The following is a 13,147-nucleotide window of genomic DNA, read 5'->3' on the forward strand; positions in this document are numbered from 1 at the left end:
GCGGCAGTAGCGCGGTGGTCCCACCTGACCCCATGCCGAACTCAGAAGTGAAACGCCGTAGCGCCGATGGTAGTGTGGGGTCTCCCCATGCGAGAGTAGGGAACTGCCAGGCATCAAATTAGTAAAGAACGTGTTCCTTTTCCCCTGACAAGGAAAATAACAGGAACAAACAGGTATCAGCCGATTGCTGATGCGTGTGAAAGAACCGGTGGAGCGGTAGTTCAGTTGGTTAGAATACCTGCCTGTCACGCAGGGGGTCGCGGGTTCGAGCCCCGTCCGTTCCGCCACTTATTTGATTATGCCTGCTAATTTTAGCAGGCATAATGTTAAGCGTCATTTAGGGGCGTAGCTCAGTTGGTAGAGCACCGGTCTCCAAAACCGGGTGTCGCGAGTTCGAGTCTCTCCGCCCCTGCCATATTGAAACCCTTCGCGAAAGCGAGGGGTTTTTTTTTGCCTGTAATTTCTCCTCCTTTCAACCCGTGCTCATAAACCCTTCAATTAAATTCCTTCCTTGCCCGTTGTTGCACCATTTAGGCTCAATATGTCTTATTTTCCTGGTTGTTTTTTGTCATGTTTTGGCTGAATACATGCACTAATTGATTGTTATCCCCGTATGTGACCCCGCTCATGCTCCCTTTTTTCCAGTGTACTAAACCTAATCATCGTCCTGTGACGACAAACCGCTCCTGACAATACTGTTTTCATTCTTTTTCCTGACGTCGAGTCGTGAAAAATGAAGACAGAGGTCGGGTGAACGTCCTGGCCGTACCCTACGAGCCATAACAAAAAGTAGCTCAGACTACACGCGAGGAAAGAAACATGTACAAACGCTTATTTGTGGCAGCAGCAGTGGCAACAGCACTTTGTGGCGCAGCTCATGCAGCTCCGCTGGTTGTTGGTTTTTCGCAGATCGGCTCTGAGTCTGGGTGGCGTTCTGCAGAAACAAAAGTAGCTAAGTCCGAGGCTGAAAAACGCGGGATCACGCTCAAAATTGCTGATGCTCAGCAGAAACAAGAAAACCAAATCAAAGCCATACGCTCGTTTATCGCTCAGGGGGTGGATGCCATTTTCATTGCGCCTGTAGTGGCTACTGGCTGGGCTCCGGTTCTGACAGAAGCGAAAGAAGCCAAAATCCCGGTATTCCTGTTAGACCGTACAATCGAAGTCAGTGATCCTTCCCTGTACACCGCCGCTGTAGCGTCGGACAGCGTATATGAAGGTAAAGTAGCCGGAGACTGGTTAGTCAAAGATGTCGCCGGTAAGCCATGTAATGTTGTTGAATTACAAGGCACCGTGGGCGCCAGCGTCGCGTTAAACCGTAAGCAAGGCTTTGCAGATGCACTGAAAGCTGCGCCAAACGTCAAAATCATCCGTTCACAATCTGGTGACTTCACCCGTAGTAAAGGCAAAGAAGTCATGGAAAGCTTCATCAAGGCAGAACAAAACGGTAAGAACATTTGTGCCGTTTATGCCCATAACGATGACATGGCAATCGGTGCGATTCAGGCCATCAAGGAAGCCGGTCTGAAACCTGGCTCGCAAATTAAAATCGTTTCAATCGATGGTGTTCCTGACATCTACAAAGCGATGTTAGCCGGTGAAGCGAATGCTTCTGTCGAACTGACGCCTAATATGGCAGGCCCTGCATTTGATGCCCTGATCGCAATGAAAAAGGATGGCACTCAGCCGAAGAAATTCATTCAGACTCAGTCAGCGCTGATCCTGCCGGATATGGCGCAGAAAGAATATGACATGAAAAAAGACATGGGTTATTAAGCCGGTTTACCGGCTTGCTTTTGCGGCAGGCCGGTAAAAATTATTCCCTTTTCGCCCTCTGGCGAATGCAGCAGGAGTAGTGATGTGACGGATAATCCTGGTTCAGAAACACTGCTTGAAGTCCGCGGTTTATCCGTAGAGTTTCCAGGCGTGAAAGCACTGGAAAATGTCGACTTCACGCTTGAACGTGGCGAAATAGTGGCACTGTTAGGTGAAAATGGTGCAGGCAAGTCCACGATGATTAAAGCGCTTACCGGCGTTTATAGGCGCTCTTCCGGACACGTTTTCCTCAACGGAAAATCGATTGAACCTGTCAATACCGCTGATGCCCAGTCGCTTGGGATCGGCACGGTATATCAGGAAGTTAACCTTCTGCCTAATATCTCGGTTGCGGCGAATCTCTTCATCGGGCGCGAACCGACCCGATTCGGGCTGGTCAATCAGCGTAAGATGGAACAGCAGGCCGAAGCGCTTCTGGAAGGTTATGGCCTGCATCTGGATGTCAGCCAGCCTCTTTCCACCTATTCCATTGCTATCCAGCAGATAGTGGCGATTGCGCGTGCCGTTGATCTTTCTGCGCAGGTATTAATTCTCGATGAGCCCACCGCCAGTCTGGATGCCAAAGAAGTCAGCATGTTGCTCGATATTCTCATCCAGTTGCGCGACAAAGGTGTCGGGATGATTTTCGTCACCCATTTCCTCGATCAGGTTTATCGGATCAGCGACCGGATAACGGTTTTACGTAACGGCAAACGGGTGGGATCTGAACGTACTGCCGATCTGCCACGTATCGATCTGGTGCCGATGATGCTGGGGCACAGTTTTGATGAAAGCCTGCTTAAACGCACAGAGCACCGTAATGTAACGGGCGAGCCTTTGGTGGATTTCAAAGATTATGGTCGCCGCGGGGTGATTGAAAATTTCGATCTGAAAGTGCGACGTGGCGAAATCGTAGGGCTTGCCGGTTTACTGGGGTCAGGGCGAACAGAAACCGCGCAGCTGATCTTCGGTATCAAAGGCCATGACAGCGGCAGTGCGCTGGTTGATGGTAAATCAGAAACCATCACTACTCCCCGTAAAGCAGCGAAACTTGGGTTTGGTTACTGTCCGGAAGATCGCAAAACCGACGGCATTATCGGGGCCGCGACAGTGCGTGAAAATATCATACTTGCCTTACAGGCACAGCGCGGCTGGTTGCGTCCTCTGCCGATGAAAGAGCAGCATCAGATCGCCGAAAAATTTATCAAACTGCTCGGTATCCGCACACCCGGAACAGAGCAGGAAATTCAGTATCTCTCCGGCGGTAATCAGCAAAAAGTGCTTCTTTCCCGCTGGCTGGCGACCCATCCCCGTTTCCTCATTCTCGATGAACCCACCCGTGGAATTGACGTCGGTGCTCACGCAGAAATCATCCGTCTGATTGAGAAACTTTGTGATGAAGGGCTGGCCTTACTGGTCATTTCATCTGAACTGGAAGAGTTGTCGGGTTATGCCGACCGGATCGTGGTGTTACGCGACCGCCGTCATATTACCCAAATCGAGCAGGCTGAAATCTCCGTGCCAGCCATTATGAAAGCCATTGCGGCGCAATGAGGAGATATCGATGAGCAACAGGAGTCTGCCAATGACGGGAAGACCGCGCAAAGTAAGATTTGTGTTTCCTAAAGGTGCTACGCAAATCGGCGCCTTTATCGCCATATTAGTGATCGACAGCCTGGTCGCGCCCGGATTTTTCTCTATTCATATTCAGGATGGCCGTCTGTTTGGCAGCCTGGTGGACATATTCAATCGCGGCGCTCCCGTCGCATTGCTGGCTCTGGGGATGACGCTGGTGATCGCCACTGGCGGTATCGATCTTTCAGTCGGGGCTGTGATGGCAATAGCGGGTGCGACCGCGGCGACCATGACCGTTCAGGGATATCCGCTGGCGATCGTATTACTGGCGTCAATTGGTGTTGGCGCGATATGCGGCTTGTGGAATGGATTCCTGGTCGCCGTCCTGCAGATACAACCGATTGTTGCCACGCTGATGCTGATGGTTGCCGGAAGGGGCATCGCGCAGCTGATTACGGAAGGGCAGATCGTCACGTTTGAACACAACGGTTTATCGCAGTTTGGCAGCGGCTCTCTGTTCTATCTGCCAATGCCGGTGATTATTGCCGTCGTCATGTTGGTACTGGTGTGGGCACTGACGCGCAAAACGGCGCTCGGGCTGTTTATTGAATCTGTCGGTATCAACATCCGTTCTGCTTACAACGCCGGTGTAAATGCCCGTCTGGTACTGATTTCGACTTACGTTATCTGCGGCATTTGCGCTGCTGTCGCAGGCGTTATCGTGACGGCTGATATCCGCGGTGCCGATGCCAATAACGCCGGTTTATGGCTGGAGCTCGATGCAATTCTTGCTGTTGTCATCGGTGGCGGTTCGCTGCTGGGCGGACGCTTTAACCTGCTTCTTTCAGTGGTCGGTGCGCTGATTATTCAGGGGATGAATACAGGTATTCTGCTTTCCGGCTTTAAACCGGAGTTTAATCTGGTCCTGAAAGCCCTGGTGGTTCTCGCCGTGCTGGTGGTTCAGTCACCCCGCGTTTCATTAAGTAATCTGTTTCGGAGGAAGGGATAATGCTTAAAAGAAATCTGCCCCTGCTGATTACTATTGTGGTTTTTCTGGCCGGATATGCTTACTGCTTCACGCAGTTTCCGGGGTTTGCGTCCACGCGCGTATTCTTTGATTTACTGACGGACAACGCATTCCTCGGCATTGTCGCGGTCGGTATGACATTCGTTATTCTCTCCGGTGGCATCGACCTTTCTGTGGGCTCGGTTATCGCTTTCACGGGCGTATTGCTGGCGAAACTGATCGGCACTTACGGCGTAGCACCGGGTTACGCGTTCGTCATTGTGCTGCTGATGGGTGCGCTTTTCGGGGCGCTGATGGGCTGGATCATCGATACGCTGAAATTGCCTGCTTTCATCATCACGCTGGCGGGCATGTTTTTTGTGCGCGGGATGAGTTTTATCGTCTCGGAAGAATCGTTACCGATTAACCATCCGGTTTACGATTTTCTGGCCAATTATGCCTGGAAAATGCCCGGAGGAGGCCGTTTCACTTTACTGGCTCTGGTCATGCTGCTGGTGGTGTTCGGCGGGATTATTCTGGCGCATCGTACACGATTTGGTAACAACGTTTACGCCGTTGGCGGAAGTAATGTCTCGGCAGCGCTGATGGGAGTACCGGTTCGTCATACTACGATTCATATCTACATGCTCTCAAGCACGCTGGCCGTGTTATCTGGCATCATTTTTTCGCTGTATACGTCGGCGGGTTACGCACTTGCCGCCAGCGGCGTTGAGCTCGATGCTATCGCTTCTGTAGTCATTGGCGGCACGTTGCTGAGCGGCGGCGTAGGCACAGTGTTAGGCAGTCTGTTTGGCGTTCTCATTCAGGGGCTGATACAAACCTACATTACCTTCGATGGCACGCTCAGCTCGTGGTGGACCAAAATCGTGATGGGCGTTTTGCTGTTCATCTTCATCGGATTGCAAAAAGGCATGGGCACCTTCTGGACAGCCAGAAGAGCGCGTCATCCAAGGCCTGAGCCGTCCTGAACCAGAACGGCTTTCAGAAATTAGTGAGCAGCGGTGTTTTGAGTAACTGACGGATCAGAACCTGCTGATCGCTGGTTTGCAGCCAGACAGCGTACAGCGGGCGGATCACCGGAGGGATCTCTTCATGCACCGCCAGCTGCGGGTATTCCTTCGCCCAATGCGCAGGCAGGAAAGCGCAACCGCCGGTGTTTTCCAGCAACTGACGCGTCAGATGCGCAGACGTTGTTGTCAGCACCGGTTCCTGATCGCTGTTTTGCAGTTTTTCCTGCTGAGGAAAATCTGCGCCCCATTCCAGTTTCACATACGGGGGATGTTCTTCCCTGACCGTTTTCTGTGATGAAAAAAGTCGTAACGAGAAATTACCTAACAGCTGGCTTGAAAGCTCATCCATCTTCGGCGGTTCGGTGGTTATCAGTAAATCCAGTTGTCTTTCATGCAATTGTTTGACCAGTGACTGGCGAAGGGCGATGCGTGCCTCGAGCCTCAGCGTGCCTCGCTGAGTGTAAAGCGACTGCATCCAGGGTGTCAGATAGGCTTCCCAGAGCGATGCTGTCGCGCCAATCGACAATTCCGTGTGCTGTAATGAGCGCACTACCTCTTTTTTCGCCATCTGCCAGGTCGACATCAGATTCTCTGCGTAAGGCAGCAGGCGCTCTCCTGCGGGCGTTAAGCGGATGTTATTGCGATGCCGTGTGAATAAATTGGCGCCAAGTTGGGTTTCCAGTTGTCGGATACGAAAGCTGACAGCAGATTGCGTCAGATAAAGGGATTCCGCCGCCCGACCAAAGTGGCGAGTTCTACTGACCTCCAAAAAGGTTTTCAGTAATTCCGTGTCCAAAACTATCTCCAATATTTTTTGTCGTTAAGATTTAAATGTTTTGTTTTACACAATGTCAAGCCTAACTAATACTCCGCGCCATAACAGCACGACCATGAGAGAATTAGGAGCGTGTCAGATGGCGGAAAGCTTCACCACGACAAATCGTTTTTTTGATAATAAACATTACCCTCGCGGGTTCTCCCGGCATGGCGATTTCACCATTAAAGAAGCGCAAATGCTAGAACGTTACGGCTTTGCTTTTAACGAGCTGGATCTGGGAAAACGTGAGCCTGCTACCGACGAAGAAAAACTGTTCCTGGAGGTTTGCCGCGGTACACGTGAACCTGTGACAGACGCAGAAAAAGTGTGGAACAAATACATTGTCCGCACCCGTCGTCCGAAGAAATTCCACACGTTGTCTGGCGGTAAACCGCAGGCTGACGCTGTAGAAGACTACACGGAAAGCGATGACTAATGAAACGGGGCGATGCCCCGTTTTTTTATGCCAGACTCTTATGCAGAGTTAACAATAGCCTATCCATGCTGCGATAGCTCAGCGCCTCAGCAATATGTCTTCTTTCGATGGCCTCCACACCGCCCAAATCAGCCAATGTTCTCGCGACTTTCAGAATGCGATGCCAGGCTCTGACCGACAATCCCAGTTTATGCAGCACCTCTTCGAGAAATTCCGCATCCGCTTTGGTTAATACGCAGTACGTTTCCACTTCGCTGCTGCTCAGATGGGCGTTGATTTTTCCCGCGCGCTTTAACTGAATTTCTCTGGCGATCAGCACCCGTTCTCGCACTTGTGCACTGCTTTCCCGGAGAGTGGGAGTATGGTTTTGCTGACTCAAAATGCCGGGCGGCAGCAGCGGGACTTCAATCGAAAGATCGAACCGATCGAGGAAAGGCCCGGAAAGACGGCTCAGATAACGTAAAACCTGCTGTGGCGGAGTGCGGTTATGGATGCCCTGATAATGCCCGGTCGGACTGGGATTCATCGCGGCAATCAGCTGCGCTCTTGCCGGATAGCGGACTTTCGCCCTTGCGCGGGAAATCGTGATTTCGCCGGATTCCATTGGCTGGCGCAACGCATCCAGAACCTGCCGCTGAAATTCAGGCAACTCGTCGAGAAATAGCACGCCGTTATGGGCCAGCGATATTTCCCCCGGTCTGGGCAGCGAACCACCGCCGACAAGCGCACTCATCGACGTACTGTGATGGGGGGCCCGAAATGGCCGGACGCGTGAAAACCCGCCGTCTTCTTCCGGGTTATACACCAGACTGGCGATGGCGGCGGTTTCTAACTTTTCCTCATTGGTCAGCGGTGGCAACAATCCCGGCAAACGGCTCGCCAGCATGGTTTTTCCTGTGCCGGGGGGGCCTATCAGCAATAAGTTATGGCCACCAGCCGCCGCGACCTCCAGTGCGCGTTTGGATTGTTCCTGACCGATGATCTCAGAAATGTCAGGCTGATTTGCCTGAACCGGTGGATGAGTGGGAAATTCGATGGCAGGCAAATTGTCTTCGCCCTGCAAAAATGCGCAGACCTGCAACAAATGCCCGGCAACTTTTGCAACGCCGGGATCAAGCAGCGTCATTTCCGTTTGATTATTTTGCGGCAGGATGAGTATCCGGCCAGCTTTTTGCGCCTCAAGTGCCGCCGGAATTGCGCCATTCACGCTGCGTAACGCACCGGAAAGCCCGAGTTCTCCCACAAACTCGTATTCCTCGAGCTTATCCCCCTGAAGTTGCTCAGAAGCCACCAGTATCGCCAGAGCAATGGATAAATCATACCGGCCGCCTTCTTTAGGCAAATCGGCTGGCGCGAGATTTACGGTGATACGTTTTGCCGGAAAAGTGAATCCGCAGTTGATGATGGCACTGCGCACCCGATCCCTGGCCTCTTTGACGGTGGTTTCCGGTAACCCGACCAGTGTCAGAGCCGGTAAACCGTTGCTGATATGTACTTCGACCGAGACGCCGGGTGCCTGAACACCCAGTGAGGCGCGGGTATGCACCACGGCTAATGACATGCTTTTTCCTTTGCTGTGAGATTTCCTGACGGCAGCATGCCTGAGCCTGAAACTCTTGCGCAGAGAAGATTTGCACGATGCGTACCATCGCGAAGAAATAGTCTGTAAGTCAGCCAGTTAACACCAACAGATGCGAAGGACGCCGCAACTGCTGCAATACTCATTAACAGTTTGATGTGTTCGGAAACAAATTAGCCCGCTAATTAAGTTGCTGGTTATACAAAGTGAGGTGTTTAATTTGATTGTATTTAACAATAAATAAACAAATGCGAATCATTGATTAACATCTCGCGGCCTTACTGAGGGTTTTCCGGAACGCTCCGGTGAGTGCATAACCTACAGCTATTCCGGAATAGGGATACACCCATGTTTGGTTGGACTTCTCGGCAGCGTAACGTTGCCATCGCCAGCTTCCTGAGCTGGACTCTCGATGCCTTTGACTTCTTCGTTCTGGTCTTTCTGCTCAGTGATATTGCCACGGCGTTTCAGGTTGATATCAAACAGGTCACGCTGGCTATATTGCTGACGCTGGCCGTGCGGCCAATCGGCGCGCTGCTCTTCGGGCGTGCTGCGGAAAAATACGGGCGCAAGCCGGTGCTGATGGTCAACATCGCGTTGTTTTCATTCTTCGAATTGTGTACCGCGGCGGCACCATCGCTGACCGTATTCCTCATCCTTCGCGTCATTTACGGCATCGCGATGGGCGGTGTCTGGGGCGTAGCTTCTTCGCTGGCGATGGAAACCATTCCTGACCGTTCACGCGGCCTGATGTCCGGGATTTTCCAGGCTGGTTATCCTTTTGGGTATCTGCTGGCCGCTGTGGTCTACGGCTTACTGTTTAACGTAGTGGGCTGGCGTGGAATGTTTGTGATTGGTGCGGTGCCCATTTTCCTGCTGCCTTTCATCTGGTTCAAAGTGCAGGAATCACCCGTCTGGCTGGCCGCACGGGAACGCAACGAAAGCACGGCCCTGATGCCGGTGCTGAAGAAAAATTGGAAGCTGTGTGTCTACCTCGTGGTGCTGATGGCGGGCTTTAATTTCTTCAGTCACGGCACGCAAGATCTCTACCCGACCTTTCTGAAAGTTCAGCATGGTTTCGATGCTCATACCGTCAGTTTAATTGCCATAAGCTACAACATCGCGTCAATTATTGGCGGGGTCTTCTTCGGTGCGCTTTCTGAAAAGATTGGCCGTAAGAAAGCCATCATCATCGCCGCGCTGCTTTCCCTGCCGGTCATTCCATTGTGGGCATTCTCCGGCGGCTCGTGGATGCTGGGACTCGGGGCGTTTTTGATGCAGTTCATGGTGCAGGGCGCATGGGGCGTGGTGCCAACTTATCTCACCGAACTGGTGCCCGCCAACACGCGCGCTGTTCTGCCGGGGTTTGTTTATCAGCTCGGGAACCTGATTGCTTCAGTCAATGCGACGCTTCAGGCCTACATTGCTGAAAGTCACGGACACAATTACGGACTGGCGATGGCGATTGTGGCCGGTACCGTTGCTATCCTGATTTCTGTTCTGGTGGCATTTGGCCGCGATACCCGGGGAAAAGCCATTGCCGGAGCAATAAATAATCAGGCGGTCAATGATCACGCTAAGGTTTGATTTCTCTGACGATTTCTCGCGGATTATGCAACGGACTGCAAATAATAACGCAAGAAAAGTGTTGTCATTAAATAGCTGACTGTGATAACTCTGTAGGCAATCGTTCGCAATATGAATTACAGAAACCTAAAAATGAAAGCCCTTCTCCTCGTAGTTAGCCTAGTCGTGATTAGCGTGGTGGTGATTATTATCCCACCGTGCGGGGCTGCACTTGGACGAAGAAAGGCTTATTAAACAAGCCTGAACCTGAAAAGAAACCCCGCACCGAAAGGTCCGGGGTTTTTTTTTGGGGTCAGGAATTTCAGAGAACAGTGAAGCGGGGTCGGAAAATGAGCAACAGCATAATGTTCTGCACTTGTCGCAAAAAGGCAGGAGAATAAGGATGAACGGAGCACAGTGGGTAGTACAAGCGTTGCGTGCGCAGGGTGTAAATACAGTATTTGGTTATCCTGGCGGGGCAATCATGCCGGTATACGATGCATTGTATGACGGCGGCGTGGAACACCTTCTGTGCCGGCACGAGCAGGGCGCCGCAATGGCGGCCATCGGTTATGCCCGTTCAACCGGTAAAGTCGGGGTGTGTATCGCCACTTCCGGCCCTGGCGCGACCAACCTCATCACCGGTCTGGCCGACGCGCTGTTAGATTCCGTTCCGCTGGTGGCTATCACCGGTCAGGTAGGCTCCGCGTTCATCGGCACCGACGCCTTTCAGGAGATCGACGTTTTAGGTTTGTCCCTGGCCTGCACCAAGCACAGCTTCCTGGTTGAATCGCTGGACGCGCTGCCCGAGATCATGGCAGAAGCCTTTGCCATCGCCACTTCAGGGCGTCCGGGTCCGGTTCTGATCGACATCCCGAAAGACATTCAGCTGGCGACCGGCGAATTGCCACCGCATTTGCTGGCGGTAGAAGAAACCTTCCCGCATCCGGCAGCTGAACTGCAACAAGCCAGCGCGATGATCGCTGCGGCGCAAAAACCGATGATCTACGTCGGCGGCGGCGTGGGTATGGCGCAGGCGGTTCCGGCTTTACGTGAGTTTATCTCAGCCACCGGTATGCCGGCCGTCGCCACGCTGAAAGGGTTGGGCGCACCGGATGCCGCTGACCCGTGTTATCTGGGGATGCTGGGTATGCATGGCACCAAAGCGGCGAATCTGGCGGTTCAGTCCTGTGATTTACTGATTGCCGTCGGTGCGCGTTTTGATGACCGGGTGACCGGCAAACTGAATACCTTCGCGCCAAACGCGGCCGTTATCCACATGGATATCGATCCCGCCGAGCTGAACAAATTACGTCAGGCGCACGTGGCGTTGCAGGGTGATTTGAACTCCCTGTTACCGGCATTGCAGCAACCGCTGAGCATCAGCGCATGGCGTGACGAAGTGATGACGCTGAAAGCGCAGGGCGAATGGCGATACGACCACCCGGGTGAAGCGATTTATGCGCCGCTGTTGCTGAAACAAATCTCTGATCGTAAATCTGCCAGCACCGTAGTGACCACCGACGTCGGTCAGCACCAGATGTGGACTGCGCAACATATGCAGTTCAGCCGCCCGGAAAACTTCATCACTTCCAGCGGTCTGGGCACGATGGGCTTTGGCGTTCCGGCTGCCGTTGGCGCACAGGTCGCCCGTCCGGACGACATGGTGATCTGCGTTTCCGGTGACGGTTCATTCATGATGAACGTTCAGGAGCTGGGTACCATCAAGCGAAAACAGCTGCCAGTCAAAATCCTGTTACTGGATAACCAGCGGTTAGGAATGGTCCGGCAGTGGCAGGAACTGTTCTTTGACGGCCGCTTTAGTGAAACCAACCTTTCTGATAATCCCGATTTTGTGACGCTGGCCAGCGCATTCAACATCCCCGGCCAGCGTATCCACCGTAAAGACCAAGTCGATGCTGCTCTGAACGCGTTCTTCAATAGCGAAGGCCCATATTTGCTTCAGGTTTCCATCGATGAAAATGAGAATGTCTGGCCGCTGGTTCCACCGGGCGCAGGCAACGAAACCATGTTGGAGAAAATGTCATGATGCAGCATAACGTCTCAATCCAGGCCCGTTTCCGCCCTGAAATGTTAGAACGCGTATTACGCGTTGTTCGCCACCGTGGTTTCCAGGTGTGCGCGATGAACATGACCCCCATGGTCAATGCGGAAAACATAAATATCGAATTGACCGTTGCCAGCCAGCGCCCGGTAGATTTACTGTCTTCACAGTTACGCAAACTTATGGATGTCGCTTGTGTCGAGATCCAGCAACATACATCACAACAAATACGCGCGAATGCGTGAGTAAAGGAACGAGAGAATGACGAAGAAAGCTGATTACATTTGGTTCAATGGCGAGATGGTTCCGTGGGCAGAAGCAAAAGTTCACGTCATGTCACACGCACTGCATTACGGCACTTCCGTATTCGAAGGCGTGCGTTGCTACGACTCCCACAAAGGGCCGGTCGTATTCCGTCACCGTGAACATATGCAGCGTCTGCGCGATTCCGCAAAAATCTACCGTATGCCGGTTTCTCAGAGCGTGGATGAGCTGATGGAAGCTTGCCGCGAAACTCTGCGCAAAAACAATCTGGTCAGCGCGTATATCCGTCCGCTGGTGTTTGTCGGCGATGTGGGTATGGGCGTTAATCCGCCGGACGGCTACAAAACTGACGTGATCATCGCCGCTTTCCCGTGGGGCGCGTATCTGGGCGAAGAAGCACTGGAGCAGGGTATCGACGCGATGGTGTCTTCCTGGAACCGCGTTGCCGCTAACACCATTCCAACTGCCGCGAAAGCCGGTGGTAACTACCTGTCCTCCTTGCTGGTTGGCAGCGAAGCACGTCGCCACGGTTATCAGGAAGGTATCGCGCTGGACGTTCACGGTTATGTTTCTGAAGGCGCTGGCGAAAACCTGTTTGAAGTGAAAGAAGGCATTCTGTTTACGCCTCCGTTTACCTCTTCCGCTCTGCCGGGTATCACCCGCGACGCTATTATTAAACTGGCGAAAGACATGGGTCTCGAAGTGCGTGAGCAGGTTCTGTCCCGCGAGTCCCTGTATCTGGCAGACGAAGTCTTCATGTCCGGTACCGCCGCAGAAATCACGCCGGTTCGCAGCGTTGACGGTATTCAGGTCGGCATCGGTAAACGCGGCCCGGTCACCAAACAAATTCAGGATGCATTCTTCGGCTTGTTCACAGGCAAGACCGAAGACAAATGGGGTTGGCTGGATCCAATCAACCCACAATAATTTTAAGAATGAAATTCAGCAGGCAGCGATTTCGCAGCCTGCTAAACAGAAATGATTTGGAGTGAA

General features: G+C 52.6%; 12 protein-coding genes, 2 tRNA genes and 1 rRNA gene. 13 read left to right on the top strand and 2 right to left on the bottom strand.

Going from position 1 to position 13,147, the window contains the following annotated elements:
• The 7 genes from rrf to yjfF all read left to right on the top strand — a co-directional run.
• Positions 1-112, top strand: a 5S ribosomal RNA gene (gene rrf, locus J1784_RS09480); the annotation flags it as partial.
• 98 nt (positions 113-210) lie between these two features.
• Positions 211-287, top strand: a tRNA-Asp gene (locus tag J1784_RS09485).
• A 52-nt stretch (positions 288-339) separates the two neighbouring features.
• Positions 340-415, top strand: a tRNA-Trp gene (locus J1784_RS09490).
• Positions 416-819: 404 nt separating this feature from the next.
• Positions 820-1,776: a galactofuranose ABC transporter, galactofuranose-binding protein YtfQ gene (gene ytfQ, locus J1784_RS09495; protein WP_217148994.1), complete on the top strand. Its 957-nt coding sequence runs from the start codon at positions 820-822 to the stop codon at positions 1,774-1,776.
• A gap of 111 nt (positions 1,777-1,887) precedes the next feature.
• Positions 1,888-3,369 carry a galactofuranose ABC transporter, ATP-binding protein YtfR gene (ytfR, locus tag J1784_RS09500; protein WP_217149091.1) on the top strand — a complete coding sequence of 494 codons (1,482 nt, stop codon included), beginning with the start codon at positions 1,888-1,890 and terminating at the stop codon, positions 3,367-3,369.
• A 10-nt stretch (positions 3,370-3,379) separates the two neighbouring features.
• Positions 3,380-4,399 (top strand): galactofuranose ABC transporter, ATP-binding protein YtfT, encoded by a 1,020-nt coding sequence (gene ytfT / locus J1784_RS09505; protein ID WP_120509221.1) that lies wholly within the window; start codon positions 3,380-3,382, stop codon positions 4,397-4,399.
• A complete protein-coding gene (gene yjfF, locus J1784_RS09510; RefSeq protein WP_217148995.1) occupies positions 4,399-5,385 on the top strand; it encodes a galactofuranose ABC transporter, permease protein YjfF in 987 nt (328 codons plus the stop codon). Before ytfT ends, yjfF begins: the two co-directional genes overlap by 1 nt.
• Positions 5,386-5,398: 13 nt before the next feature.
• On the opposite strand, the gene hdfR is transcribed toward yjfF, so the two are convergent.
• Positions 5,399-6,223 (bottom strand): HTH-type transcriptional regulator HdfR, encoded by an 825-nt coding sequence (gene hdfR, locus J1784_RS09515; protein ID WP_217148996.1) that lies wholly within the window; start codon positions 6,221-6,223, stop codon positions 5,399-5,401.
• Between the two features lie 118 nt (positions 6,224-6,341).
• Between hdfR and J1784_RS09520 the strand changes: the two genes are divergently transcribed.
• Positions 6,342-6,680 carry a MaoP family protein gene (locus J1784_RS09520; RefSeq protein ID WP_217149092.1) on the top strand — a complete coding sequence of 113 codons (339 nt, stop codon included), beginning with the start codon at positions 6,342-6,344 and terminating at the stop codon, positions 6,678-6,680.
• A gap of 25 nt (positions 6,681-6,705) precedes the next feature.
• On the opposite strand, the gene J1784_RS09525 is transcribed toward J1784_RS09520, so the two are convergent.
• Entirely contained in the window at positions 6,706-8,241 is a 1,536-nt protein-coding gene (locus J1784_RS09525; protein WP_217148997.1) for a YifB family Mg chelatase-like AAA ATPase, read from the bottom strand.
• A gap of 366 nt (positions 8,242-8,607) precedes the next feature.
• Between J1784_RS09525 and J1784_RS09530 the strand changes: the two genes are divergently transcribed.
• The 5 genes from J1784_RS09530 to J1784_RS09550 all read left to right on the top strand — a co-directional run bounded on the left by J1784_RS09530 (position 8,608) and on the right by J1784_RS09550 (position 13,081).
• Positions 8,608-9,846, top strand: a complete 1,239-nt coding sequence (locus J1784_RS09530; protein WP_120509225.1) for an MFS transporter — start codon at positions 8,608-8,610, stop codon at positions 9,844-9,846.
• A gap of 132 nt (positions 9,847-9,978) precedes the next feature.
• Entirely contained in the window at positions 9,979-10,080 is a 102-nt protein-coding gene (gene ilvL / locus J1784_RS09535) for an ilv operon leader peptide (RefSeq protein WP_015699153.1), read from the top strand.
• 148 nt (positions 10,081-10,228) lie between these two features.
• Positions 10,229-11,875 (top strand): acetolactate synthase 2 catalytic subunit, encoded by a 1,647-nt coding sequence (gene ilvG / locus J1784_RS09540; protein WP_217148998.1) that lies wholly within the window; start codon positions 10,229-10,231, stop codon positions 11,873-11,875.
• The gene (gene ilvM / locus J1784_RS09545) at positions 11,872-12,135 is read left to right on the top strand and encodes an acetolactate synthase 2 small subunit (RefSeq protein WP_013577547.1); all 264 of its coding nucleotides are present in this window, start codon (positions 11,872-11,874) and stop codon (positions 12,133-12,135) included. The genes ilvG and ilvM overlap by 4 nt, the downstream gene beginning before the upstream one ends.
• Positions 12,136-12,151: 16 nt before the next feature.
• On the top strand, positions 12,152-13,081 hold the full coding sequence (locus J1784_RS09550) for a branched-chain amino acid transaminase (RefSeq protein ID WP_095924174.1): 930 nt from the start codon (positions 12,152-12,154) through the stop codon (positions 13,079-13,081).
• The last annotated feature ends 66 nt before the right edge of the window (positions 13,082-13,147 follow it).

This window comes from Rahnella ecdela, assembly GCF_019049625.1.
GTDB lineage: Bacteria > Pseudomonadota > Gammaproteobacteria > Enterobacterales > Enterobacteriaceae > Rahnella > Rahnella ecdela.

Excerpts from the sequence above, each read along its gene's own strand:
- ytfQ (WP_217148994.1), top strand. The coding sequence starts at position 820 with ATGTACAAACGCTTATTTGTGGCAGCAGCAGTGGCAACAGCACTTTGT.
- ytfT (WP_120509221.1), top strand. The coding sequence starts at position 3,380 with ATGAGCAACAGGAGTCTGCCAATGACGGGAAGACCGCGCAAAGTAAGA.
- yjfF (WP_217148995.1), top strand. The coding sequence starts at position 4,399 with ATGCTTAAAAGAAATCTGCCCCTGCTGATTACTATTGTGGTTTTTCTG.
- J1784_RS09520 (WP_217149092.1), top strand. The coding sequence starts at position 6,342 with ATGGCGGAAAGCTTCACCACGACAAATCGTTTTTTTGATAATAAACAT.
- J1784_RS09525 (WP_217148997.1), bottom strand. The coding sequence starts at position 8,241 with ATGTCATTAGCCGTGGTGCATACCCGCGCCTCACTGGGTGTTCAGGCA.
- J1784_RS09530 (WP_120509225.1), top strand. The coding sequence starts at position 8,608 with ATGTTTGGTTGGACTTCTCGGCAGCGTAACGTTGCCATCGCCAGCTTC.
- ilvL (WP_015699153.1), top strand. The coding sequence starts at position 9,979 with ATGAAAGCCCTTCTCCTCGTAGTTAGCCTAGTCGTGATTAGCGTGGTG.
- ilvG (WP_217148998.1), top strand. The coding sequence starts at position 10,229 with ATGAACGGAGCACAGTGGGTAGTACAAGCGTTGCGTGCGCAGGGTGTA.
- ilvM (WP_013577547.1), top strand. The coding sequence starts at position 11,872 with ATGATGCAGCATAACGTCTCAATCCAGGCCCGTTTCCGCCCTGAAATG.
- J1784_RS09550 (WP_095924174.1), top strand. The coding sequence starts at position 12,152 with ATGACGAAGAAAGCTGATTACATTTGGTTCAATGGCGAGATGGTTCCG.